This window comes from Pseudomonas sp. 7-41 (genome assembly GCF_021233075.1).
In the GTDB taxonomy this organism is placed as follows: domain Bacteria; phylum Pseudomonadota; class Gammaproteobacteria; order Pseudomonadales; family Pseudomonadaceae; genus Aquipseudomonas; species Aquipseudomonas veronii.
In genome coordinates this window covers 2,707,491-2,732,596 of record NZ_CP089551.1, presented here as the reverse complement: position 1 = coordinate 2,732,596, position 25,106 = coordinate 2,707,491, and the positions used below count along the sequence as shown (strand labels likewise).

At 64.0% G+C, this 25,106-nt stretch carries 21 protein-coding genes; 13 read left to right on the top strand and 8 right to left on the bottom strand.

Going from position 1 to position 25,106, the window contains the following annotated elements:
• Positions 1-144: 144 nt before the first annotated feature.
• From LQ249_RS12390 to LQ249_RS12380, 3 genes are read right to left on the bottom strand one after another with little or no spacing between them, the layout of a single operon-like run.
• Entirely contained in the window at positions 145-891 is a 747-nt protein-coding gene (locus LQ249_RS12390) for a PAS domain-containing protein (RefSeq protein WP_057006014.1), read from the bottom strand.
• Positions 892-1,551 carry a response regulator gene (locus tag LQ249_RS12385; RefSeq protein ID WP_079443533.1) on the bottom strand — a complete coding sequence of 220 codons (660 nt, stop codon included), beginning with the start codon at positions 1,549-1,551 and terminating at the stop codon, positions 892-894.
• Positions 1,520-2,632, bottom strand: a complete 1,113-nt coding sequence (locus tag LQ249_RS12380; RefSeq protein WP_232566497.1) for a sensor histidine kinase — start codon at positions 2,630-2,632, stop codon at positions 1,520-1,522. The genes LQ249_RS12385 and LQ249_RS12380 overlap by 32 nt, the downstream gene beginning before the upstream one ends.
• Before the next feature lie 182 nt (positions 2,633-2,814).
• Between LQ249_RS12380 and LQ249_RS12375 the strand changes: the two genes are divergently transcribed.
• The 9 genes from LQ249_RS12375 (at position 2,815) to folD (LQ249_RS12335) (ending at position 13,744) form a co-directional block, all read left to right on the top strand.
• Positions 2,815-3,261 (top strand): dimethylamine monooxygenase subunit DmmA family protein, encoded by a 447-nt coding sequence (locus LQ249_RS12375; protein WP_046383904.1) that lies wholly within the window; start codon positions 2,815-2,817, stop codon positions 3,259-3,261.
• Positions 3,258-4,187 (top strand): PDR/VanB family oxidoreductase, encoded by a 930-nt coding sequence (locus tag LQ249_RS12370; RefSeq protein WP_046383905.1) that lies wholly within the window; start codon positions 3,258-3,260, stop codon positions 4,185-4,187. Before LQ249_RS12375 ends, LQ249_RS12370 begins: the two co-directional genes overlap by 4 nt.
• An 11-nt stretch (positions 4,188-4,198) precedes the next feature.
• The gene (locus tag LQ249_RS12365; protein ID WP_232566496.1) at positions 4,199-5,215 is read left to right on the top strand and encodes a heme-dependent oxidative N-demethylase family protein; all 1,017 of its coding nucleotides are present in this window, start codon (positions 4,199-4,201) and stop codon (positions 5,213-5,215) included.
• Between the two features lie 40 nt (positions 5,216-5,255).
• Positions 5,256-6,386 (top strand): aminomethyltransferase family protein, encoded by a 1,131-nt coding sequence (locus LQ249_RS12360; protein WP_232566495.1) that lies wholly within the window; start codon positions 5,256-5,258, stop codon positions 6,384-6,386.
• A gap of 30 nt (positions 6,387-6,416) precedes the next feature.
• Positions 6,417-7,283 (top strand): formyltetrahydrofolate deformylase, encoded by an 867-nt coding sequence (gene purU, locus LQ249_RS12355; protein ID WP_046383908.1) that lies wholly within the window; start codon positions 6,417-6,419, stop codon positions 7,281-7,283.
• Between the two features lie 21 nt (positions 7,284-7,304).
• Positions 7,305-8,672, top strand: coding sequence for an NAD(P)-binding domain-containing protein (locus LQ249_RS12350; protein ID WP_232566494.1), 1,368 nt, complete (start codon positions 7,305-7,307; stop codon positions 8,670-8,672).
• A 13-nt stretch (positions 8,673-8,685) separates the two neighbouring features.
• Positions 8,686-10,995: a DUF1989 domain-containing protein gene (locus LQ249_RS12345; protein ID WP_079445009.1), complete on the top strand. Its 2,310-nt coding sequence runs from the start codon at positions 8,686-8,688 to the stop codon at positions 10,993-10,995.
• An 88-nt stretch (positions 10,996-11,083) separates the two neighbouring features.
• The gene (locus LQ249_RS12340; RefSeq protein ID WP_108526652.1) at positions 11,084-12,763 is read left to right on the top strand and encodes an APC family permease; all 1,680 of its coding nucleotides are present in this window, start codon (positions 11,084-11,086) and stop codon (positions 12,761-12,763) included.
• Between the two features lie 63 nt (positions 12,764-12,826).
• Entirely contained in the window at positions 12,827-13,744 is a 918-nt protein-coding gene (gene folD / locus LQ249_RS12335) for a bifunctional methylenetetrahydrofolate dehydrogenase/methenyltetrahydrofolate cyclohydrolase FolD (protein WP_082107777.1), read from the top strand.
• Positions 13,745-15,146: 1,402 nt separating this feature from the next.
• Here the strand turns inward: folD (LQ249_RS12335) and LQ249_RS12330 are convergent.
• The 5 genes from LQ249_RS12330 to glnT form a co-directional block, all read right to left on the bottom strand.
• Positions 15,147-16,472 (bottom strand): ammonium transporter, encoded by a 1,326-nt coding sequence (locus LQ249_RS12330; protein WP_046383912.1) that lies wholly within the window; start codon positions 16,470-16,472, stop codon positions 15,147-15,149.
• 188 nt (positions 16,473-16,660) lie between these two features.
• Entirely contained in the window at positions 16,661-17,983 is a 1,323-nt protein-coding gene (locus tag LQ249_RS12325) for an FMN-binding glutamate synthase family protein (RefSeq protein ID WP_046383913.1), read from the bottom strand.
• Between the two features lie 15 nt (positions 17,984-17,998).
• The gene (locus LQ249_RS12320; RefSeq protein ID WP_046383914.1) at positions 17,999-18,673 is read right to left on the bottom strand and encodes a protein glxC; all 675 of its coding nucleotides are present in this window, start codon (positions 18,671-18,673) and stop codon (positions 17,999-18,001) included.
• A gap of 11 nt (positions 18,674-18,684) precedes the next feature.
• Complete coding sequence (locus tag LQ249_RS12315; RefSeq protein WP_046383915.1) at positions 18,685-19,590, bottom strand: class II glutamine amidotransferase; 906 nt, start codon at positions 19,588-19,590, stop codon at positions 18,685-18,687.
• Positions 19,591-19,612: 22 nt separating this feature from the next.
• Entirely contained in the window at positions 19,613-20,947 is a 1,335-nt protein-coding gene (glnT, locus tag LQ249_RS12310; protein ID WP_057005902.1) for a type III glutamate--ammonia ligase, read from the bottom strand.
• 282 nt (positions 20,948-21,229) lie between these two features.
• Between glnT and LQ249_RS12305 the strand changes: the two genes are divergently transcribed.
• The 4 genes from LQ249_RS12305 to LQ249_RS12290 all read left to right on the top strand — a co-directional run bounded on the left by LQ249_RS12305 (position 21,230) and on the right by LQ249_RS12290 (position 25,105).
• Positions 21,230-21,829, top strand: a complete 600-nt coding sequence (locus tag LQ249_RS12305) for a helix-turn-helix domain-containing protein (protein WP_046383917.1) — start codon at positions 21,230-21,232, stop codon at positions 21,827-21,829.
• A 284-nt stretch (positions 21,830-22,113) separates the two neighbouring features.
• Complete coding sequence (gene purU, locus LQ249_RS12300) at positions 22,114-22,980, top strand: formyltetrahydrofolate deformylase (protein ID WP_046383918.1); 867 nt, start codon at positions 22,114-22,116, stop codon at positions 22,978-22,980.
• Positions 22,977-23,882: a bifunctional methylenetetrahydrofolate dehydrogenase/methenyltetrahydrofolate cyclohydrolase FolD gene (folD, locus tag LQ249_RS12295; RefSeq protein ID WP_079443521.1), complete on the top strand. Its 906-nt coding sequence runs from the start codon at positions 22,977-22,979 to the stop codon at positions 23,880-23,882. The genes purU (LQ249_RS12300) and folD (LQ249_RS12295) overlap by 4 nt, the downstream gene beginning before the upstream one ends.
• Entirely contained in the window at positions 23,864-25,105 is a 1,242-nt protein-coding gene (locus tag LQ249_RS12290; RefSeq protein WP_046383920.1) for an FAD-dependent oxidoreductase, read from the top strand. The genes folD (LQ249_RS12295) and LQ249_RS12290 overlap by 19 nt, the downstream gene beginning before the upstream one ends.
• The last annotated feature ends 1 nt before the right edge of the window (position 25,106 follow it).

The following is a 25,106-nucleotide window of genomic DNA, read 5'->3' as shown; positions in this document are numbered from 1 at the left end:
GTTAACGACCATCGCCGGCAAGCCGGCTCCTACAGGGTTATGCCCCCACTGTAGGAGCTGGCTTGCCAGCGAAAAACCCACAGCCACCGCGGGCATCCAGGCTTCCCGCGTCATCGTTGACGACCATCGCCGGCAAGCCGGCTCCTACAGAACTCTGCGCTCGAAAATCGCGCCCTCGATGCCCAGCACCTCGCAGGTATCGGCATAGATCCCCACGCCCTTCTCCCATACGTGTTTGATCGACTGGTCGGCGCAACGAATCTGGTAATTGAGTTCGAACGGTTCCTGGCGCGACAACGCATATTGCACCTCGCGCCACACGTAGTCGGCATCCTCGGCGAGGATCAGGCTGTTGTAGGTGAACTCATGGTTGTCCACCAACCGCTCGGCGGGGTAGCCGGTCAATTGCAGGCAGCCGGCACTGACGAATTCCATGGTCCAGTCGCGGTTGTTACGGCCGCGATAGATCAGCCCAGGCATGCTGTCGAGCAAGCTCATGCTGCTGCGTTGGCTGGCCTGCAGGGCGATTTCGCGGCGCTTGTGCGCGGTGATATCTCCGGCTACCAAGTAGAAGCCCTGCGGGCCGCGCTTTAGGCTGACCTCGAACCAGCGCAGCTCGCCGCACGGATGCACGAAGCGCAGGCGTTGGTTGAACGAGGTCTCGGGACGCCGGCGTAGCTCATGCAAGGCCTGGCGCCACAGCGGGCGGTCTTCCTGGTGGACGTAGTCGACGACGTTGCGTTCCGCGCCCGGCGCGCCCATCAACTCGGCCCAGGCCAGGTTGAAGTGAGCGATCTGGCCGTTGTCGCGCAGGTGCAGCAAGGCGGCGGGAAAACAATCCATCAGGTGCGCGGGCGATGTCTGCACCCAAGCGTCAGAGCTTTCCCTCATCTAGTGACGCTCCTCGTGTTTGAGCAAGGCGCCGCTGTGCACCCGGGCCGCCAGCTCCAGGCGCGAATGCAGGTTGAGTTTCTGCAACAGGCTGCGCACATAGATTTTCACCGTGCCGTCGCTGATCCCCAGCTCCCTGCCGATCTGTTTATTGCTCATGCCGGCGGCGATCAGCGCCAGGGTCTGGCCTTCGCGTTCGGTGAGGTTTTCACCGCCCGGCGTCTCACCGTGTGACCTGGGCTCGGCCGGGTCGGCGAGCAAGGCGATCAGGGTTGAGTCGAGCATGATCGCGCCCTTGTGGCAGTTGCGCATATACGCCAGCAACGCCTCGGGCTCGGTTTCCTTGAGCACATAACCGCTGGCGCCCAGGCGCAGGGCGCTGAGCAGTTCGGCGCGGTCCATCGAAGCGGTGAGCACCACCACCTGGCAGTCCAGGCGCAATTGGCGCAGTTCGTCCAGCACCTGCAGGCCGCTGAGGCCAGGCATGTGCAGATCCAGCAACACCTGCTGCGGCGTCAGGCTCACGGCCAGGTTGATGCCCTCCCGGCCACTGGCCGCCTGCCCCACCACTTCAAAGTCGTCGCTGGCATCGAACAGTTGCGCCAGGCCTTTGCGAAACAGTGGGTGATCATCGATCAGTAATAAGGTCGTGCAGTCCATCGAGACTCCCGAGTGGCAGGTCGTGGTGGCGGCGCAGGCCAAGATGCACGCGCACGCCGTGCGGGCGGATCGCTTCAATGCTCAGCCGCGCGCCGATGCTGGCGGCGCGCTCGCGGATAATCGCCAGGCCGAAATGGTTATGCTCATCGCAAGCCGGGCTCAAGCCGATGCCATCGTCCTCCACCGACACCGAGGCATCGCCGTCCTGGGTCTGGCGCAGTTCAATACGCACATGCCGCGCGTGGGAATGGCGCACCGCATTGGCCAGGGCCTCGCGAACGATCTGCAGGATCTGCAATTCGGTTTCCGGGCTCAGGGCATCGTCGGCCAGGCGGTTATCCAACTCGAACACGATGATGCAACGCCGCGAAAACTCCGCGACGGAGTCGGCCAGGGCCTGGCGCAGTGAGCGTCCGTCCATGGTCAGGCGTGCGCTGGTGATCAGCTCGCGCACCTGGCGTTGCAACTGGCTGAGGCCTGCGCACAGGTCCTGCAGGGCAGGCGCGCCCAGCTGTGACTGCAAGCCGTGGGCCTGGAACGCCAGGTAACCCAACTGTTGCGCCACCGAATCGTGCAGCTCACGGGCCAGCGCGCCGTGGCGCGACGTTGCCTGTCTGCGCTGCTGCTCACGGTTGTCACTGCGCAGACGCACGCTGACCGCCACGGCTTGCGCTGCTTCCTCCAGCAACTGGCGCCAACTGGCACCGGCCCGTCTGGGGGTGTCGAGCAGTAACGCGCCTTTTTCACCCTCGGGCAAGGCGCACACCAATCGGTGTACCCCGCGCTGCCGGCAAGGGCCGCAGGCCTGGGGCGTGTCCATCGCACTCGCGTCGCGCCAGGGGCAGCGCGCCACGTTCTGGCAGCCCTCGATCAAGCCACGTCGCGTCGGGCCCAGGTCTTCGCCGCCCAGGATCAGGTTGAGCCTGGCGGCGGGCAGCAGTGCGTCGAAACGGTCCAGAAAACCCGACAAGGCACCGTCAGCGTGCAGGGGCAACCCGGCCAACAGCCTGCGCACGCTGCGCGCCTGTTCGGGGCGCACAGGCCCCAACCAGAGCGGCCAGCTCTTCGGTCGCGTTCGCACTCTTCGATAACTCCCCGTCCGGTTGCTGAGCATTAGTGCAAGACCAGCAACTTCCATGCCCCGAACGCCAGTGCGGCAAGGCTTATCTCCAAAGGCATAGCCCTTTTTCCAGATTGAGAAGATTTTCCTCATAGGAAAGTATCTCTCTCAACAGGAAACAAAACGCACCTTGGAGAGCCCGCATGACGCACACCCACAACCGCCCCATCGTGGTGATGCAATCGGCAACCGCCGGCATGGCGGTTGCCGCCGACCTGCACAAGCCTTTGCTGCTGAGCGGCGAACAACCCGACTTCAGCCGGCGTTTACAACAGGCATTGGCCAGCGCAACCGTGGGTTGTCGGCTCTACCTGTTGGGCGATGAGGCCTTTGTCTGGCGCATTCACGCCGAGGCCCGCGCCGCCGGCCTGGAAGACGACGAGATCAGCGTGACCTGCACGATGCCCGGCCTGCGCCAGGTGTATTGCGCCCATTGCGGGCTGACCCAGACCGCAGGCCCAGAGCCGGTGTTGAACTGCATCGGCTGCAACGTCGGGCTGGAAGTGCGCGCACACTTTTCCCGGCGCCTGGGGGCTTACCTCGGCGTGTGCATCAACCCCGACCAGCCCTACGCGGGGTTCCAGCCATGAGCGCCGCCCTCAAGGTTCAGGTCAGTGCGGCCAGAATGCTCACCCCCGTGGTGCGCGAGTTCACCCTGACTGCCTGCGACGGTGCCCTGCCCGCTTTCTCGCCCGGCAGCCACGTCCAGGTACATCTGCCGCTGGCCGAGGGCACGGTGCGTAATGCCTACTCGTTGACCAGCGACCCGGCGCACACGCGCCACTACCGCATCGCCGTGCGCCTGCAGGACGCGTCTCGCGGCGGTTCGCAGTACTTGCATCGCCAGGTGCAGGTCGGCGACACCTTGCGGATTTCGCCGCCGGCCAATCTGTTCGCGCCCCATGGCACCGCACGCCGGCACATCCTGATCGCCGCCGGCATCGGTATCACGCCGTTCATGGCCTATATCGCCACGATGGAACAACAGCAGGCCGACTTCGAACTGCATTACCTGTTCCGGCCAGGCCTCAGCGATGCCTACCTCGATGAATTGCAACAGCGCCTCGGCCCGCGCCTGCACGCCTACGACCGCCGCCCGGACCTGAGCCGCATCCTCGCCAACCGGCCGCTGGGCAGCCACGTCTACACCTGTGGCCCGCAACCCTTGATCGAGGCGGTCGAGCAACACGCCGATCGCCTCGGTTGGCCGCGCAATCGGCTGCATGCCGAGGCGTTCAAAGGCGCGCAACCGGGCCAGCCGTTCGACCTGCAACTGCTGCGCAGTGGCCGCACCCTGCGCGTGGAGGCCGAGCAGAGCCTGCTCGAAGCCTTGGAGCACGCGGGGTTGCAGGTGCCCAACCTGTGCCGTGGCGGGGTCTGCGGCCAGTGCATCACGCGCCATCAAGGCGGTGCCATCGAACACCGCGACAGTTTCCTCAGCCCGGCCGAGCAGGCCGAATTTCTGATGCCCTGCGTCTCACGCGGCAGCGGCCCCTGCGTTTCGCTGGACCTATAGGAGTGAGTGCCATGCCCCTGCAATCGAGCCCTGTGCTGAGCTATCGCGACGATTTCAGCTTTCGCAACAGCCCGGCGGCGATCCGTCGCTTCCCGTTTCCGTTTATCGAGGACAGCTACCTGTACTCGGTGAACATCGAACCGGCCACCTCCCGCGACCCGGGTTCCGTCTACGAGCACGCCTTCGACATCGACGAGCACTACCGCTCGGAAATGGCCGAACGTGCCCTGATCCTGGACAACGACCCGCGCCGCTACCTGGTGATGCCGCACATGCAAGCGGCGGCCTGGGATGCGCTGCAAATGCTCATGGAAAACCTCGCCGTCGACTACCCGCAGTGGTTCAGCCTGGCGCGTGACGGCGACCGCTGGCACTGGCGCAACCACCTGCTGCAGATCGATCAACCGTTCATCTTCGGCGATGCCGCCAGCCTGCCCTGCGCACCGCTGGAATACATCGGCCGCCAGGTGCAAGGGGATTTCGCCCTGCTCGACCAGCGCGACGGCGACCTGTACATGGACGCCGGCCTGGTCACCAGCCCGGCCGACTGGTCACTGGCGTTCGATGCCGGGATGAGTTTCAAGCAGTGGCATGCACCGGTGCCCATGGCCCACCAGATGGGCGTGTTCGAGCGCGCGCTGAAGTACCTGCTCAACCTGCAGGCCGGCCAGCCGGTCCGGCGCCTGAACTGGACCCTGACCATCAACCCGCGCCTGGATTCGTCGCCGGAAACCTTCCATCAATGGGGCGCCGACCGCGGCCAGATCACCGCGCAGAACGTCGGGCAACAGGTGCATCTGCGGGTAGAACTGCAAGTGATGGCGCGCCTGCCGCGCAGCAACGCAGTGATGTTCAGCATTCGCACCTACCTGATCAACCTGGACGAACTGGTCAGCCACCCCGGCTGGGGCTGCCGCCTGCACCGCGTGCTGCGCGACCTGCCCGATGCCATCGCCGACTACAAGGGCATGACCCGCTATCGACAGACCCTGGTCGAGTGGCTGAGCCAGTTCGATCCACTCGCCTGAACCATTTCCCGGTGCTCTTTTTCACAGCAAGGAATCTCACATGACCCACTCCTGGCGTATTTCTGCATTGGCCGAGCGGCACCGCGCGCTCGGCTCGAACCTCGAAGACTGGAACGGCATGGGCACCGCCTGGACCTACAGCAGCGCGCTGGCCGACCACCACGAAGCGATCCGCACCCGCGCCGGCCTGATGGACGTATCGGGCCTGAAAAAAGTCCACTACGTCGGCCCGCACGCCGAAAGCCTGTTGCAGTGGACCACCACCCGCGACATCGCCAAGCTCTATCCCGGCAAATCGGTGTATGCGTCGATGCTCGACGAGGACGGCAAATTCGTCGATGACTGCATCGTCTACCGCACCGGGCCCAATGCGTTCATGGTCGTGCATGGCGCCGGCACCGGGCATGAAATGCTGGTGCGCTCGGCCCAGGGCCGGCAAGTGGCGGTGCTGTTCGACGACGATCTGCACGACCTGTCGCTACAAGGCCCGCTGGCGGTGGATTTTCTCGCCGAGCACGTGCCTGGCATCCGCCAGCTGCCGTACTTCCATCACCTGCAAACGCGCCTGTTCGAGCGCCCGGTGATGATCTCCCGCACCGGCTACACCGGCGAGCGCGGCTACGAGATTTTCTGCAAGGCCGCGGACGCCCCGTTCCTGTGGGACAGCATCCTCGAACAGGGCGCGAGCCTGGGAATCATTCCCTGCGCCTTCACCGCCCTGGACTGGCTGCGAGTGGAAAGCTCGCTGATGTTTTTCCCCTACGACAACTCGCAGATGTACCCCTTCGCCGACCAGAAGGCCGGCGACACCCTGTGGGAAATGGGCCTGGACTTCACGGTTTCGCCCGGCAAACAAGCGTTCCGAGGCGCCGAGGAACACCTGCGCCTGCGCGGCCAGGAGCGCTTCAAGATCACCGGCGTGCTGCTCGACGGCGTGCGCCCGGCCGAGGCTGGCGACACCTTGTGGCAGGGCAACCAGCAAGTCGGCGTGATCACCTGCGGCATGTATTCGCGCCTGAGCAAACGCTCGATGGCCATCGCGCGCATGAGCGTCGCCTGCGCCGCACCCGGCATCGCGCTGCAGGTGCGCGGCAGCTTCGAAGGTACCGCCACCACCCACGCCCTGCCCTTCGACGACCCGCAAAAAACCAAGCGCACGGCCAAGGGCTGAGCCTTCCTTCACCGCATTCAGGAGCCTTCGATGGACGCCTCAAGCGAACATTACATTCTCAAGATCACCTGCCCGGCGGCGTCCGGGATCGTCGCCGCGATCAGCGCCTGCCTGGCCCGGCAGCAGTGCTACATCAGCGAGTTGGCGCAATTCGACGACGAGTTCACCGGGCAGTTTTTCATGCGCGCGGTGTTCCGTTTCAACAAGGGCGTCAGCGGTGATATCGGCGACCTGCGCAAAGGCCTGGGCGAGCTCGCCGGCGGCTTCGACATGCAGTGGCAGTTGTTCAGCTCACGCCAGCCGACCCGCGTGCTGCTGATGGTCAGCAAGTTCGACCATTGCCTCACCGACCTGCTCTACCGCCACCGCAAAGGCGAAATGGACATGACCATCACCGCCGTGGTCTCCAACCACCTGGACCTGCGGGCGATGGCCGAGCGTGAGGGCATCCGCTTCATCTACCTGCCCATCACCAAGGACACCAAGGCCGGCCAGGAAGCCGAACTGATGCGTATCGTCGAAGACACCCAGACCGATCTGGTAGTGCTCGCGCGCTACATGCAGATCCTGTCCGACGGCCTGTGCCAGCAACTGTCGGGGCGGGCGATCAACATCCACCACTCGTTCCTGCCCGGTTTCAAGGGCGCCAAGCCGTATCACCAGGCCTATGACCGGGGGGTGAAGCTGATCGGCGCCACCGCCCACTACGTCACCAGCGACCTCGACGAGGGCCCGATCATCGAGCAGGAAATCCAGCGCGTCGACCATACGCACTTGCCCGATTCACTGGTCGCCATCGGCCGCGACACCGAAACCGTCGCCCTTTCCAAAGCCCTGAAATACCACCTGGAACACCGGGTGTTCATCAACCACGACAAGACAGTGATCTTTCGCTGAAACCCTTCAGGAGGCACGCTCATGACTCTACGTGTAGCAATCATCGGCGCCGGCCCATGCGGCCTGGCACAACTTCGCGCCTTCCAGTCGGCCCGCGACAAGGGCGCCGCCATTCCCGAACTGGTGTGCTTCGAGAAACAGCAGGACTGGGGCGGCATGTGGAACTACACCTGGCGCACCGGCCTGGACGAAAACGGCGAGCCGGTGCATGGCAGCATGTACCGCTACCTGTGGTCCAACGGCCCCAAGGAATGCCTGGAGTTCGCCGATTACACCTTCGAAGAACATTTCGGCCGGCCCATCGCCTCCTATCCGCCCCGCGAAGTGTTGTGGGACTACATCAAGGGCCGCGTGGAAAAGGCCGGCGTGCGCGATTACATCCGCTTCAACAATGTGGTGCGCCAGGTCACCTTCGACGAACAGACCCAGCGCTTCACCGTGTATGCCCACGACTACACCCACGACACCTTGACCTGTGAAGAATTCGACTACGTGATCAACGCCTGCGGCCACTTCTCCACGCCCAAGGTGCCGTACTTCGAAGGCTTCGAGCAGTTCGCCGGGCGCATCCTGCATGCCCATGACTTTCGCGAGGCGCTGGAATTCAAGGACAAGGACCTGCTGATCATCGGCAGCAGCTATTCGGCCGAGGACATCGGCTCGCAATGCTACAAATATGGCGCGCGCAGCATCACCAGCTGTTACCGCACCACGCCCATGGGCTATGCGTGGCCGGACAACTGGGAAGAAAAGCCGCTGCTGCAACGCCTGGAAAACAACCGTGCGTTCTTTGCCGATGGCAGCAGCAAGCACATCGACGCGGTGATCCTGTGTACCGGCTACAAGCACCACTTCCCGTTCCTGCCGGATGAGCTGAGCCTCAGGACCGACAACCGCCTGTGGCCGATGAACCTCTACAAGGGCGTGTTCTGGGAACCCAACCCGCGGCTGATCTACCTCGGCATGCAGGACCAGTGGTACTCGTTCAACATGTTCGACGCCCAGGCCTGGTATGCCCGCGATGTGATCCTGGGGCGTATCCCATTGCCCAGCCAGGCCGCGATGATCGCCGACAGCCAGCAATGGCAGGCACAGGAACTGACCCTGGAAACCAACCAGCAGATGTTCGAGTTCCAGGGCGCCTACATCCAGCACCTGGTGGACGCCACCGACTACCCGGATTTCGACATCGCCGCCGTCAACGAGACCTTTCTGCACTGGAAGCACGACAAGGCCGAAAACATCATGGGCTATCGCGACAAGTCCTACCGCTCGCTGATGACCGGCACCCAGTCGCCGCCGCACCACACCCCGTGGCTGCTGGCCCTGGACGACTCGATGGCGGCGTACCTGGGCGAGCCCGTGACGCCCATCAAATCAGTCGGCTGAGCGGGTGCCCATGATGAATGCTCCGCGTGTTTCCCACCCGCGAGAACCCGGGCTGTTTGCCCGGGCGCCGAACCTCGAACGCTACCGCGTGGCCGCCGGCGGTGTGACGCTGGTCGACCTGCAGCCCGGCGACGGCCTGCAGGTGATCGACCTCGAAGGCCGGCAAATCTGCGAACTGCTGGCCCTCGACGCCAGCGGCCGCAGCGCCCTGGCGAGCTGGGGGCTGAGCGGCTCGAGCGCCTGCCGCGTGCCACCGCGTGTCGGCCAGGCGCTCAAGCGGCGCGGCATCGACGCGCAGGCATTGCCCCTCGCCGCCGCGCTGTGGGACGACGCCAGCCCACCCGGTCACACTCGGCAGTTTGTCGCCCATGACCGCCTGCTGGTGATCGTCGCCGCTCCCGCCGGGCCCACCGCCGTCGACCGGCAATACCGGCCCAGCGAACTGCGCCTGCTGGTGACACGGGCCAACCCGTCGCCCCTGCTGGTGCCTGCCCTGCCCGAGCCATTGGGCGAGGTGCTGGACGAGTTCACCGTGCGTGCGGGCACGGCCCACGGCTACAGCGTCGCCAAGGGCCAGTACGTGCAGGTGCTGGACGTCGCCGGCCGCCAGTGTTCGGACTTCGTCGCCCTCGACCGCCGCGCCCTGGATCGCGGCGTGGAGCTGGACCTCGACCAGACCGTGACACGCACGCTGAACGGCAGCGCCTACCCGGCGCCGGGGCTGTTCTCGAAGTTTTTCGACCGCCGGATGCAGCCGATGCTGGAGGTGGTGCAGGACACCGTCGGGCGCCACGACGCCTTCGCCCTGGCCTGCGCGGCGCGCTACTACGAATCCCATGGCTATTTCGGGCACGACAACTGCAGCGACAACCTCAGCCGCGTACTCGCGCCCTACGGCGTGCAAGCGCGCAACGGCTGGCCGGCGATCAATTTCTTCTTCAACACCGGCATTGATGCACACCAGCAGATGACCCTGGATGAGCCGTGGTCGCGGCCCGGCGACTACGTACTGCTGCGGGCCATGACCGAGCTGGTGTGCGGCAGTACCTCGTGCCCGGATGACATCGACCCGGCCAATGGCTGGAACCCGACCGATATCCATGTCCGTATCTACCGCGAGAAGGAGCGTTTTTCCATCGCCATGAGCACTCGAACCACGGCCGATGCCGACCCGATACTGACCCGTGAGACCGCGTTCCACTCACGCACCAGCGCCCTCACCGGCAGCTTCATCGACTACCGCAACTGGTGGCTGCCGTTGCGCTACGACGGTTATGGCGCCACCGAGGAATACCTCGGCTGCCGCGAACGCGTGGCCGTAATGGACCTGACCGCCCTGCGCAAATTCGAGATCATCGGCCCCGACGCCGAAGCCCTGTTGCAATACTGCCTGACCCGCGACGTGCGGCGTCTGGCGGTGGGCCAAGTGGTCTATTCGGCGATGTGCCACGAACACGGCGGCATGCTCGACGACGGCACCCTGCTGCGCCTGGGCCCGGACAACTTCCGCTGGATCTGCGGCGAAGACTACGCCGGTGTGTGGCTGCGCGAGCAGGCCCACAAACTGGGGATGAAGGTGTGGGTCAAGTCCGCCAGCGAGCAGATTCACAACCTGGCGGTGCAAGGGCCGCTCAGCCGCGAGCTGCTCAAGCAGATGGTCTGGACGCCGCCCACCCAACCGAGCGTGGACAGCCTCGGCTGGTTCCGCTTCCTGGTCGGCCGGCTGGACGGTTTCGAGGGCTGCCCGTTGATGATTTCGCGCACCGGCTACACCGGCGAACTGGGCTTTGAGGTGTGGTGCCAGCCCGAAGACGCCGAACGGGTGTGGGACCGCATCTGGCAACTCGGCCAACCCTTGGGCCTGGTGCCCCTCGGCCTGGAAGCGCTGGACCTGTTGCGCATCGAAGCCGGGCTGATTTTTGCCGGCTACGAGTTCAGCGACCAGACCGACCCGTTCGAGGCCGGCATCGGCTTCAGCGTGCCACTCAAGAGCAAGACCGATGACTTTATCGGCCGCGACGCCCTGTTGCGGCGCAGCGCCCATCCCAGCCACAAGCTGGTCGGTCTGCACCTCGGCGGCAACGAGGCGGCCCACCACGGCGACCCGGTGTACCACGGCCGCGCCCAGGTCGGCGTCATCACCAGCGCCTGCCGCTCACCGTTGCTGGCCAGCAATATCGCGCTGTGCCGGGTCGACGTGAGCTGCGCCGAGCCCGGCACCCTGCTTGAGATTGGCAAAGTCGATGGCCTACAGAAGCGCATCAGCGCCACGGTCAGCGCAGCGATTTTCTATGACCCGGACAAGAGCCGCGTGCGTAGCTGATCGTCCCGATACCGATGTGTGCCACCCCACTTTGACTGCCCACTTTGATTGCCCTTCTTAACCGCTACTCAGACATGGGAATACGAAGATGGAAGCGACGACGTTCGAGGCTGTACCGCAGGCTGCCAGCTCAGTGGGCAGCCTGCACCGCAAGATCGATTGGCGCGGTGCATTCTGGGTCGCCAGTGGCGTGCCCGCGCTGGTGCTGTTCTCCATCGGCGCGATTGCCGCCACGGTGGGCAAACCGGCCTGGATCGTGTGGATCGTGTCGATCCTGTTCGGGTTTATCCAGGCCTTCACCTATGCCGAGATCGCCGGGCTGTTCCCGCACAAGTCCGGCGGCGCGTCCGTGTACGGCGCGGTGGCCTGGGTGCGCTACAGCAAGTTGATCGCGCCGGTGTCGGTGTGGTGCAACTGGCTGGCCTGGTCGCCGGTGCTGTCCATCGGTTCGGGGCTGGCGGCGGGGTATATCCTCACCGCGCTGTTTCCCGCCGATGCGCTGATCAACACCTGGCAACTGACCCTGCTTGACCTGGGTTGGGTCAAGAGCGGCCTGTCGTTGCGCATCAACGCGACGTTCGCCATTGGCCTGTTGATTCTGCTCACGGTGTTTGCCGTGCAGCATGGCGGCATCCTGCGCTCGGCGCGCCTGACGCTGGTGCTCGGGGTCACCTCGCTGATCCCGCTGTTGCTGGTGGGCGTGGTGCCGTTGTTCACCGGGGACGCGACCCAGGCCAACTTCCTGCCGCTGTTCCCGCTGGCCCATGACGCGGCCGGGCAAGTCATCGACGGCCCGTGGGATATGTCCGGCTGGTCGCTGATGGCCGGCGGGCTGTTCATGGCCGCGTGGTCCACCTACGGGTTCGAAACGGCGGTGTGCTACACCCGCGAGTTCAAGGACCCCAAGCGTGACACCTTCAAGGCGATCTTCTACGCCGGCCTGCTGTGCATCCTGGTGTTCACCCTGGTGCCGCTGGCGTTTCAAGGCAGCCTGGGGCTGGGCCAACTGGTGACCCCGGCGGTGCTCGACGCCAGCGGCGCGGTAGTGACTCCGGCGGTGTACAGCGGCCTGCTGTCGCCGGCGATCTACAGCGGCATGGGCGTTGGTCAGGTGATGGCCGACAGCATCGGCGGCGGCAAGGTGGTCGCCAATATCGTGCTGATCATGCTGGTGCTCGCCACGTTGCTGGCGATCATGACCTCGATGTCCGGCTCGTCGCGCACCCTGTATCAGGCGTCGGTGGACGGCTGGCTGCCCAAATACCTGGGGCGCACCAACGAACACGGTGCGCCCACGGCGGCGATGTGGACCGACCTGTCGTTCAACCTGCTGTTGTTGCTGATGTCGGACTATGTGTTCGTGCTGGCGGCGTCCAACGTCAGCTACATCATTTTCAACTTCCTCAACCTCAACGCCGGCTGGATCCACCGCCTCGACCGCCCCGACTGGGTGCGCCCGTACAAAGCCCCCACCGTGCTGCTGGCGGCCGGCGGCGTGCTGAGCTTCGTCAACCTGGCGTGCATGGGCCTGGGTGCGGATATCTGGGGCGCAGGCACGCTGGTCACCGGCTTGCTGCTGGCGCTGTTGATCCTGCCGGTGTTCTGCTACCGCCACTATGTGCAGGACAAAGGTCGCTTCCCCGCGGCCATGCTCAGTGACTTGTATATCCAGGCCGATGACGGCCAACGCCGCGCCGGCTGGCTGCCCTACGCCACACTGATCGCCGGTGTGCTGGTGGTGTATGCCTGCCATCAACTGGTAGCCTGAATGCCCTGGGCTGCCTATTGCTGAGGGATTTATCCCTCAGCGCCCCTATTTCTCCAGACAACGGTGACGCTTTTGACCAGCACTCTCCCTTCCCTTGCCCGCGATATCGACGGCAAGGCCATTTCTGCCCAGGTTCTCGACGAGGTTCGCGAAGAGGTCCTGCTGCTTGCCGCGCAAAAAATCTTCCCGGCCCTGGCTGTCGTGCTGGTGGGCGACGATCCGGCCAGCGAAGTGTATGTGCGCAACAAACTGCTGCGGGCCAAGGAAGTCGGGATTCGCTCCCTTGAATACCGGCTGCCGGATGACGCCAGCCAGGCGCAAGTGCTCGATCTGCTGGCCCAGTTGAACGCCGACGTTTCGGTCAATGGCGTGCTGGTGCAGTTGCCGTTGCCGGCGCATATCGACGAGGCGGCCGTGATCCATGCGATTGACCCGATCAAGGACGTGGACGGTTTCCACCGTGAGAACGTCGGCGGCCTGGTGCAAGGCATCGAGGTGCTCACGCCTTGCACGCCCAGCGGCTGCATGCGCCTGCTGCATGAAACCTGCGGCGATTTGAGTGGCTTGCACGCGGTGGTGATTGGCCGCTCGAACATCGTCGGCAAACCGATGGCGACCCTGCTGTTGCAGGCCAACTGCTCGGTCACCGTGGTGCATTCGCGCAGCGTCGATGCTCAGGCATTGTGCCGCTTGGCCGATATCGTCGTCGCTGCGGTCGGTCGGCCGCAGTTGATCGATGCCAGCTGGCTCAAGCCTGGCGCGGTGGTGATCGATGTGGGGATCAACCGCATCAGCACCGAGACCGGTACGCGGTTGGTGGGCGATGTGGACTACGCCAGCGCACGCACCGTGGCCAGCGCGATTACGCCGGTGCCGGGTGGTGTGGGGCCGATGACGATTGCCTACCTACTGAAAAACACCCTGGTGGCGAGCCAGTTGCAGCGCAAAGCCCTGCCCCGAGCGCTGGCGCCGCACCTGTAGGAGCGAGCTTGCTCGCGAAAAACGCCCAGGCAACGCGGTCATCCAGGATGCCCGCGTTATCGTTAACGACCTTCGCGAGCAAGCTCGCTCCTACAGGGTTCTCAGGGGTTGTAGGCGGCCAGGTCCCGACTCATGGGCTCGCAGGCTGAAGAACACCCTAGTGGCGAGCCAGTTGCAACGCAAAGCCCTGCCCCAGGCGCTGGCGCCGCACCTGTAGGAGCGAGCTTGCTCGCGAAAAACGCCCAGGCAACGCGGTCATCCAGGATGCCCGCGCTATCGTTAACGACCTTCGCGAGCAAGCTCGCTCCTACAGGGTTCTCAGGGGTTGTAGGCGGCCAGGTCCCGACTCATGGGCTCGCAGGCTGAAGAACACCCTGGTGGCGAGCCAGTTACAACGCAAAGCCCTACCCCGAGCGCTGGCGCCGCACCTGTAGGAGCGAGCTTGCTCGCGAAAAACGCCCAGGCAACGCGGTCATCCAGGATGCCCGCGTTATCGTTAACGACCTTCGCGAGCAAGCTCGCTCCTACAGGGTTTTCAGGGGTTGTAGGCGGCCAGGTCCCGACTCATGGTCACGCAGGCTGAAAAACACCCTGGTGGCGAGCCAGTTGCAACGCAAAGCCCTGCCCCGAGCGCTGGCGCCGCACCTGTAGGAGCGAGCTTGCTCGCAAAAAACCTCCAGGCAACGCGGTCATCCAGGATGCCCGCGTTATCGTTAATGACCTTCGCGAGCAAGCTCGCTCCTACAGGGTTCTCAGGGGTTGTAGGCGGCCAGGTCCCGACTCATGGGCTCGCAGGCTGAAAAACACCCTGGTGGCGAGCCAGTTGCAGCGCAAAGCCCTGCCCCGAGCGCAGGCGCTGTACCTGTAGGAGCGAGCTTGCTCGCGAAAAACGCCCAGGCAACGCGGCCATCCAGGATGCCCGCGTTATCGTTAACGACCTTCGCGAGCAAGCTCGCTCCTACAGGGTTCTCAGGGGTTGTAGGCGACCAGGTCCCGACTCATGGGCACGCAGGCTGAAAAACACCCTAGTGGCGAGCCAGTTGCAACGCAAAGCCCTGCCCCAGGCGCTGGCGCCGCACCTGTAGGAGCGAGCTTGCTCGCGAAAAACGCCCAGGCAACGCGGTCATCCAGGATGCCCGCGCTATCGTTAACGACCTTCGCGAGCAAGCTCGCTCCTACAGGGTTTTCAGGGGTTGTAGGCGGCCAGGTCCCGACTCATGGGCACGCAGGCTGAAAAACACCCTGGTGGCAAGCCAGTTACAACGCAAAGCCCTGCCCCGAGCGCTGGCGCCGCACCTGTAGGAGCGAGCTTGCTCGCGAAAAACGCCCAGGCAACGCGGTCATCCAGGATGCCCTTATCGTTAACGACCTTCGCGAGCAAGCTCGCTCCTACAGTGGGCCGTTAGTGGTTGTAGGCGCGCTCGTTGTGCTCGGCCAGGTCCAGGCCCATCTCTTCCACCGACTCATGGGCACGCAGGCCGACCAGGGCATTGACCACCTTGAGGATGATCCAGCTGACCACGAAGCAGTACACCGTGGTCAGCAACACCCCCTTGATCTGGGCGACGACTTGGCCGCCCATGGTCACGCCTTCCACCAGGCCGCCCATGGACGGCACGCAGAACACCCCGGTGAGCACCGCGCCGATCATGCCGCCGATGCCGTGCAAGCCGAATACGTCGAGGCTGTCGTCGTAGCCGAAGCGACGCTTCAACACGGTCACGCTCAAGTAGCAGAACACCCCGCACAGCAAGCCGATGGCCAACGCGCCGCCGACGCCGACATAGGCGCACGCCGGGGTGATCCCCACCAGACCGGCCAATGCACCGCTGGCCAGGCCCAGGGCGCTGGGTTTGCCGACCTTGAACCACTCGGTGAACATCCAGCCAAGAATCCCCGCACACGCGCCCAGTTGGGTGTTGAGCATGACGATCCCCGAGGTGCCGTTGAGGCCGCCGCCGGAGCCGATATTGAAGCCGAACCAGCCGACCCAGAGCATCGCCGCACCGGCCATGGTCAGGCTCAGGTTATGCGCGGGCATCGGCGTGTTCTGGTAGCCCTTGCGCTTGCCGAGGATCAGGCATGCGGCGAGCGCGGCCACACCTGCGTTGATGTGTACGGCGGTGCCGCCGGCAAAGTCGAGCACGCCCCAGTTATGCATCAAGGCCCCCGAACCGCCCCAGACCATATGCGCCACCGGTGCATACACCAGGGTGAACCAGATGGCCATGAACAGCAGCGCCGCCGAGAACTTCATGCGTTCGGCGAAGGCGCCAGCGATCAGCGCCGGGGTGATGATTGCGAAGGTCATCTGGAAGGTCACGAACACGCCTTCCGGAATATCCCCCACCAAGCTCTCGGGGGTCATCCCCGCCAGGAACGCGCGGCTCAGGCCGCCGACAAAACTGTTGAAGGTCACCTGCCCTTCGACCATGCCCGTGGTGTCCACCACCATGCTGTAGCCGTAGATCACCCACAGCACGCCCACCAGCCCGGCGACGCCAAAACACTGGGTGAACAGCGAGAGCATGTTTTTCGCCCGGACCAGCCCGCCGTAGAACAGCGCGAGCCCCGGCAGGCACATGAACAGCACCAGCACCGCGGCGGTGACCATCCAGGCGGTGCTGCCGGTGTTCAAGGTGGGCGCATCGGCGGCCTGGGCCAAGGGGGCGAAGGCACAGGCGGCCAATAAGCCGAAGAGGGATTTGCCGAGAAGACGATTGATCATGTTCAAAGCTCCTGCAAAAGATAGGGGAGATGCATGTAGGAGCGAGGGGGACGCCTAGTTCTTGCTCGCGAAAAACGTCCAGGCAACGCGGTCATCCAGGATGCCCGCGTTATCGTTAACGACCTTCGCGAGCAGGCTCGCTCCTACAGGGGTGGAACGCCGTAGCAGCCGGCAAGCCGGCTCGTCACTCAGTAACCGGAACCCGGTATCCAACGGGTCCCCGCCAACGGCACCCGGGCCATGGCGGCCGACTCCACCGTCAGCGCCACCAGGTCCTCGGGGTCGAGGTTGTGCAGGTGCGACTTGCCGCACGCACGGGCCATGGTCTGGGCCTCCAACACCATCACCCGCAGGTAGTTGGCCAAACGACGCCCGCCTTCCACCGGGTCCAGGCGTTTCGACAGCTCCGGGTCTTGGGTGGTGATGCCGGCCGGGTCGCGGCCGTTCTGCCAGTCGTCGTAGAAGCCGGCGGCCGAGCCGATCTTTTTCAGTTCAGCGTCCAGCCGTGGGTGGTTGTCGCCCAGGGCAATCAGCGCCGCCGTGCCGATGGCCACCGCATCCGCGCCCATCGCCATGGCCTTGGCCACATCGGCGCCGTTGCGAATCCCGCCCGACACAATCAACTGGACCTTGCGGTGCATGCCCATCTCTTGCAAAGCCTGTACCGCTTGCGGGATCGCCGACAAAATCGGGATGCCGACGTGTTCGATAAACACTTCCTGGGTCGCCGCGGTGCCACCCTGCATGCCGTCGAGTACGATCACATCGGCACCGGCCTTGACCGCCAGCTTCACGTCGTAATACGGCCGGCTGGCGCCGATTTTCACGTAGATCGGTTTTTCCCAATCGGTGATTTCGCGCAACTCGGCAATCTTGATAGCCAGGTCGTCCGGACCGGTCCAGTCCGGGTGGCGGCAGGCGCTGCGCTGGTCCACGCCGATCGGCAAGGTACGCATGCCGGCCACGCGTTCGGTGACCTTCATGCCCAGCAACATGCCGCCACCGCCGGGCTTGGCGCCCTGGCCGAGGACGATCTCGATGGCGTCGGCCTTGCGCAGGTCATCGGGGTTCATGCCGTAGCGCGACGGCAGGTACTGGTACACCAGGTGCCGCGACTGGCCGCGCTCTTCCGGGGTCATGCCGCCGTCACCGGTGGTGGTGCTGGTGCCGGCGATGCTCGCGCCACGGCCCAGGGCTTCCTTGGCGTTGGCCGACAACGCACCGAAACTCATGCCGGCGATGGTCACCGGGATCTTCAGGTGGATCGGCTTCTTGGCGAAGCGGTTGCCGAGGATCACATCGGTGCCGCACTTCTCGCGATAGCCTTCCAGCGGGTAACGCGACACGCTGGCGCCCAGCAGCAGCAAGTCATCGAAGTGCGGCAACTTGCGCTTGGTACCGCCGCCGCGAATGTCGTAGATGCCGGTTTCGGCGGCACGCTGGATTTCCTGGATGGTCAGGCGGTCGAAGGTGGCCGACTCGCGCAACACTGGAGGGGTTTTTTCACTCATGGTGTAGCTCCTGGTTCAGTACGCGGAGGCGTTGTCGACTTTGAAGTTGTACAGCTGGCGGGCCGAGCCGTAGCGCTTGAAATCCGCCGCGCGGTGGGCGAAACCGGCGCGATCGAGCAGCTCCTGCAGCTCTTGCAGGTGCTCGCTGCGCATCTCTTTTTCGACGCAATCGGAGCCCAGCGACTCGACCGTGCCCTTCACGTAGATGTGGGTCTCGTACAGCGAATCGCCCAGCGCATCGCCGGCATCGCCGCAGACGACCAGACGCCCGGCCTGGCCCATGAAGCAGCTCATGTGGCCGATGCTGCCGCCGACCACGATGTCGATGCCTTTCATGGAAATCCCGCAACGCGCCCCCGCGTCGCCTTCGATCACCAGCAAGCCGCCATGGGCCGTGGCCCCGGCCGCCTGGGACGCGCTGCCTTTGACGCGCACCGAACCGGACATCATGTTCTCGGCGCAGCCCACGCCGACGTTGCCGTGTACGGTGATCGACGCCTGTTGGTTCATGCCCGCGCAGTAGTAGCCGGCGTGGCCTTCGATATCGATGGACACCGCCTGATTCACCCCCACCGCAAGGTTGTGCTTGCCGTTGGAGTGGGTGACGCGCCACTCGTTGTCGATGGCCTGGGCGTGCAGCGCCTGGTTGAGGTCACGCACGGTGGCGGTGGAAAGGTCGATGGTTTTCATGTGTGCGCTCCTTAAGCTGACTGGCGTTCCCAGATGTACAAAGTGGCCGGTGCGGGCTCCCAGATGCGGGCATTCTCGATGCCTGGCAGGCTCGACAGCGCCTGGTACTCGGAGGCCATGGCGACGTAGTCGTCGGTCTCGGCGAGGATCGCCGGCTTGCACGCGATCGGATCGCGGATCACCGCAAAACCGTTGCGCGTGCCGATGGCGAAGGTGAAGAAGCCGTCGAGGTCTTCCAGGGCGTGGTCCAGCGCGTCTTTGAGCGAGTCGCCCTGTTGCAGGCGCCAGGTCAGGTAGCCGGCGGCGACTTCGGTGTCGTTGTCGGTTTCGAAATGGATGCCTTCGCGCTTGAGTTCCTGGCGCAGGCGGAAGTGGTTCGACAGCGAACCGTTATGCACCAGGCACAGGTCGGCACCGGTGGAAAACGGGTGGCTGCCTTCCATGGTCACCGCGCTTTCGGTGGCCATGCGGGTGTGGCCGATGATGTGGCTGCCCTGCATGCTCGCCAGGCCGAAGCGCTGGGAAATCTCCTGGGGCAGGCCCATGCCCTTGAGGATCTCGATGCTCTGCCCGGCGCTCATGACCCGCACGCTCGGCGCCAGTTCGGCCAGGGCCAGGCGTACCGGGGCTTCGTCGGCGTGGACCTTCAACACGGCGGCGCTGGCGTTCTGAAACCAGTCCAGCGAACAGCCCAGGCGCCCTTCCAGCTCGCCCATCAGGGCTTTCCAGTCGAAGGCCTCGGTGGTCGCTTGCAGGGTCAGCTTGACCCAGCCATCGGCGACTTCATCACCGTAGATGGCAAAGCCCGCACTGTCCGGGCCACGGTCGGTCATGGCCTGCAACATCGGTTCAAACAGCTGGCCGAGTTGGGGTTCCAGCCGGGGGTTTTTCAGGTACAGACCTACGATTCCACACATATCAAGTCTCCGTCACACGGTGTCAGAAAAATTCGGTATAGCGCTGGACTTCCCAGTCGCTCACATGGCGGCTGTATTCCACCCACTCCATGCGCTTGAGTTTGATGAACTCACCCACGATCTGCGGGCCGAGCACCTCGGCGAACAGCGGGTCGGCTTCCAGCGCGTCGCAGGCTTCCTTGAGGGATTGCGGCAAGGTCTTGATGCCGCGCTCGGCGATCTGTTCCAGGCTCAGGCTGTAGAGGTTTTCATTGCAGACGTGGTCGATTTCCAGCTGGCGATCGATACCGTCCAGGCCCGCCGCGATGATTGCGGCGCTGACCAGGTAAGGGTTGCAGCCGGCATCCGGCAGGCGGAACTCCAGGCGGCCGTAAGGCACGCGCACCATGGCCGAACGGTTGTTGGCGCCAAACGCGATAAAGGCCGGGGCCCAGGTGGCGCCGGACAGCGAGTGGCCCACCACCAGGCGCTTGTAGGAGTTGACGGTGGGCGCGGCGAACGCACACAGCGCCGGGCCATGGGCGAGCAGGCCGGCGGCGAAGTGATAGGCCAGCTTCGACAGGCCCATGCCGCTCGGGTCGCTGGCGTCGTGGAACAGGTTCTTGTTCTCGGCGCTGCTGATCGACAGATGAAAGTGCATGCCGTTGCCGGCGCGTTTCGGGTCGGGCTTGGGCATGAAGGAACAGATCATGCCCAGGTCATTGGCGATCTCGCCGGCAGCCATGCGGAAGAAGGTGAAACGGTCGGCCGAGGTCAGGGCGTCGCTGTAGGTGTAGTTGATCTCGAACTGGCCGTTGGCGTCTTCGTGGTCGATCTGATAGACCTCGAAATCCACCGCCTGCAAGGCTTCGGTCAGGCGTTCCAGGAATACCCGCGAGCGCGACAGGCCCTTGTAGTCGTAGCAGGGCTTGTCGAGGTTGTCGCTGGGGTCGACCAGTTGCAGCTTGCCCTGCTCGTCGCGGCGCATCAGGTTGAATTCGGGTTCCAGGCCGGTGTTCAGCGTCCAGCCCTTGTCCTGCAGGCGCTGCACCTGCTGCTGCAGCACGTAGCGGCTATCAAAGGGATGGGGCTTGCCGTCGACATGCCCGACGCACACCACGCGCCCGTAACCCGGCTGCCAGGGCACCGGGGTCAGCGTGGACAGGTCACCCCGCGCCATGAAGTCCGGGCCGTGGGGTTCCATGCCCATGCCGCTGATGGCAAACCCGGCAAACCCGGCGCCCTCTTCGGCCACCGTCTTGAGCCCGCAAATCGGCACCGACTTGGTCTTGGCCGCACCGTGTATATCCACAAACTGCGCAAGCACGTACTTGATGCCGTACTTGTCGATGATGCGCTGGGTTTCTGCTGGCAACATTGCGTGTCACTCCTCGCGAAAGGCAAAACCGTGTGGGTGGGCCTGGACTGTCTTTTTATTCCTAAAAAGAAAGTTAGTTTCTCCACAGGAATGCAATACCCTTGCCAGATTCGCGAGCGGCCGATTGAAGTGCCGGTGAAAGCGCTTTTGTGCTGTATATATGGGAAAATTGTTTTCCCCGTGGGAATACGTGCCTGGGCACGGCCGCCAAGCGCCGCTGCTTGCACTTTCCTAGTGCGAAACTAATATTACTGAACGGAAAGCGTGCAGGATCTGATGACTATGTCCACCGAAACCGCCCCCCGCCTCAAACTCGAGCAATACCTGGGTTTGCAGATCAAACGCCAGCGCCAGGCCCAGGACCTGAAGCTGTCCGACGTGGCGAAGATTGCCGATATCAGCCAGGGCATGTTGAGCAAGATCGAAAACGCCCAGGTCTCCACCAGCCTCGACACCCTCAGCCGCCTGTGCGATGTGCTCGGGCTGCCGTTGTCGAAATTGTTCGCCGAATACGATCAACAGGACGGCAGTGCCTTGCTGGTCAAGGCCGACCAAGGCATGGAAGTGGTGCGCCGCGGGACGGAAAAGGGGCATACCTACCATCTGCTCAACCATACCCGGGGGCCGAAGAAGAGCTTCGAGGCGTACATGGTCAGCATGGATGACGCCAGCGAGGAGTTCCCGACCTTTGCCCACCCTGGGACCGAGTTTCTGCACTTGTTGGAAGGGGAGCTGATTTATCGGCATGGGAATCAGCTGTATCGGATGGAAGCCGGCGACAGCCTGACGTTCGAGGGCGAGATTCCCCATGGGCCGGAGGAATTGGTGCGGGTGCCGATTCGCCTGCTGTCGATCATGAATTACGGCAACGACAAAGAATAATCCGGACTCGCGATACACCTGAAGCACAGAGATCCAATTGTGGGAGGGGGGCAAGCCCCCTCCCACATTTTCAACAGCGTTCGATGCCACTGGGCCTGTGGAAAATTTCCTCTCAGTTAAAAAACTTTCCCAAAACCCCTAGACGCCCTGCGTCCATTCCCCTATAAAGCCACTTCAGGAATATTTTATTCCTAACAAGAAAATGCGCTCACGGAATGAGCCTGCTGTCCTCTGACGTTTTTTCGCTATGCGATGAGCTGCCGCCATCATCCCGAGGACGTGTCATGCAACACGAAAAAAACCATTTCATCATCAAGGTCACTTGTCCCGCGGTGTCCGGCATTGTCGCTGCCGTCACCACGTACCTGGCGGACAACGCGTGCTACATCGGGGAGATGGCGCAGTTCGATGATGACTTCAGCGGTCGCTTCTTCATGCGTGCCGTGTTCCGTTTCAACGATGGGCACGCCGGCGACCTGGAACAGATCCGTGCCGGTTTCGCCGACGTCGCCCAGGCCTTCGACATGCAGTGGGCGCTGTACGACACCCGCGAGCCGATGCGCGTGCTGCTGATGGTGAGCAAGTTCGACCACTGCCTCACCGACCTGCTCTACCGCTACCACAAGGGCGAGATGGACATGACCATCACCGCCATCGTCTCCAACCACCTCGACCTGCGGCCCATGGCCGAGCGCGAGGGCATCCGCTTTATCTACCTGCCCGTGACCAAGGACACCAAGGCCGCGCAGGAAGCCGAGCTGATGAAGATCGTCGACGACACCCGCACCGAACTGGTGGTGTTGGCGCGCTACATGCAGATCCTCTCCGACGACCTGTGCCGGCAACTGTCGGGGCGCGCGATCAATATCCACCATTCGTTCCTGCCCGGTTTCAAAGGCGCCAAGCCCTATCACCAGGCCTATCAGCGTGGCGTGAAGTTGATCGGCGCCACCGCGCATTATGTGACCAGCGACCTGGATGAGGGCCCGATCATCGAGCAGGAAGTGCAGCGCGTGGACCACGTGTACAAGCCCGACGACCTCGTCGCCATCGGCCGCGACACCGAAACCGTGGCCCTGTCCAAGGCGGTCAAGTACCACCTGGAGCATCGGGTGTTCCTCAACCAGGACAGAACGGTGGTGTTCCGGTGAGCGCGCCCAAACTGATCGACGGCAAAGCCGCCGCCGCACGGGTACTGCTGCAAGTGCGCGAAGACGTGGCGCGCCTGCACGAGCAAGCCATTCAACCGGCCCTGGCGGTGATCCTGGTGGGCAACGACGCCGCCAGCCAGGTGTATGTGCGCAACAAGATCCTGCGCGCCGAAGAAGTGGGCATCCGCTCCGTGGAGCATCGGCTGCCCAGCGACACCAGCACCGAACAACTGTTGATCCTGATCGCCCAGTTGAATGCCGACCCGGCGATCCACGGCATTCTCCTGCAATTGCCGCTGCCCAAGCAGATGGACGAACTGCGCGCCCTGGAAGCCATCGCGCCGCAGAAAGACGTCGACGGTTTCCACAGCCAGAACGTCGGCGGCCTCAGCCAGGGGCGCGCCGTGCTCACGCCCTGCACGCCCAGCGGTTGCCTGTACCTGCTGGAGCAAACCTGTGGCGACCTGCGCGGTAAACACGCGGTGGTGGTCGGCCGCTCGAACATCGTCGGCAAGCCCATGGCGGCGCTGCTGCTCAAGGCCGATTGCTCGGTGACGGTGCTGCATTCGCGCAGCCACAACGCCCAGGCCCTGTGCCGCCAGGCCGACATCGTGATCGCCGCCGTGGGCCGCCCACGCTTGATCGATGCCAGCTGGCTCAAACCCGGCGCGGTGGTGATCGACGTCGGCATCAACCGTATCGATGACGACGGCCGCAGCCGCCTGGTGGGCGATGTCGACTTCGACGCTGCCCTGCCCCACGTCGCCGCCATCACCCCGGTCCCCGGCGGTGTCGGCCCGATGACCATTGCCTTCCTGATGAAAAACACCGTGACCGCCGCCCTTGCGCAACATCACGCCCTACGCAGCCAATCGGAGGCCGTATGCCATTCAATCTATTGAAATACGGGCTGAGTTCGGAGTACCCGGTGGAGGTGGATCTGCCGCCGCCCAAAGAACTCAAGTCGAGTTACGACGTGGTGATCATCGGCGCCGGCGGCCACGGCCTGGCGACCGCCTACTACCTGGCCAAGTACCACGGCATCAGCAACATTGCCGTGCTGGAAAAGTCCTATCTGGGCGGCGGCAACACCGCGCGTAACACAGCGGTGATCCGCTCCAACTACCTGACCAGCGAAGGGGTGCGCTTCTACGCCGAGTCAGTGAAGATGTTCCAGGCGCTGTCCAACGAATTCGATTTCAACATCATGTACTCCGAGCGCGGCCAACTGACCCTGGCCCACACCGACGCCACCGTGCGTTCGTTTCGCCAGCGCGCCGAGGTCAACAAGCACTTCGGCGGGCGCACCGAGATGATCGACCGCCAGCAGATCCGCGAACTGGTGCCCAGCCTCAACCTCGACCCCGGCCACCTGCCGGTGCTCGCTGGGCTCTGGCACATCGACGGCGCCACCGCGCGCCACGATGCCGTGGCCTGGGGCTACGCCAAGCAGGCGGCCAAGCGCGGCGTGGAAATCCATCAGCTCACCGAAGTGCAAGACCTGATCATTGAAAACGGCGCCATCACCGCGGTGAAAACCAATCGCGGCACCATCCGGTGCGGCTGCGCGGTGCAGGCGATTGCCGGGCACAGCTCACTGTTGATGGCCAAGGCCGGCATCCGCTCGCCGATCCAGACCTTCCCGCTGCAGGCCATGGTCACCCAGCCGTTCAAGCCGTTCCTCGACCCGCTGGTGAGTTCCTCGGCCCTGCACTGCTACGTGCAGCAAACCAGTCGCGGCGAAGTGGTGTTCGGCGGCGGTTCCGACCCCTACCCGCTGTTCAACACACGCTCGACCCTGGACCTCAAGGAAAGCCTGCTGGCCCATGCCATCGAGATGTTCCCGTTCCTGGCCAACGCCAAGTTGATGCGCCAGTGGGCCGGGATCACCGACATGACCCCGGACTACAGCCCGATCATGGGCCTGTCGCCGGTGAAGAATTACTACCTCGACGCCGGTTGGGGCACCTGGGGTTTCAAGGCCACGCCGATCTGCGGCAAGACCATGGCCGAGTTGGTCGCCAGCGGCGGCAAGGTACCGGAGCTGATCAAACCCTTTGGCCTCGAACGTTTCTCGACCTTCCAGCAAGTCAATGAGATGGGCGCCACGGCGGCCAGTCACTGAT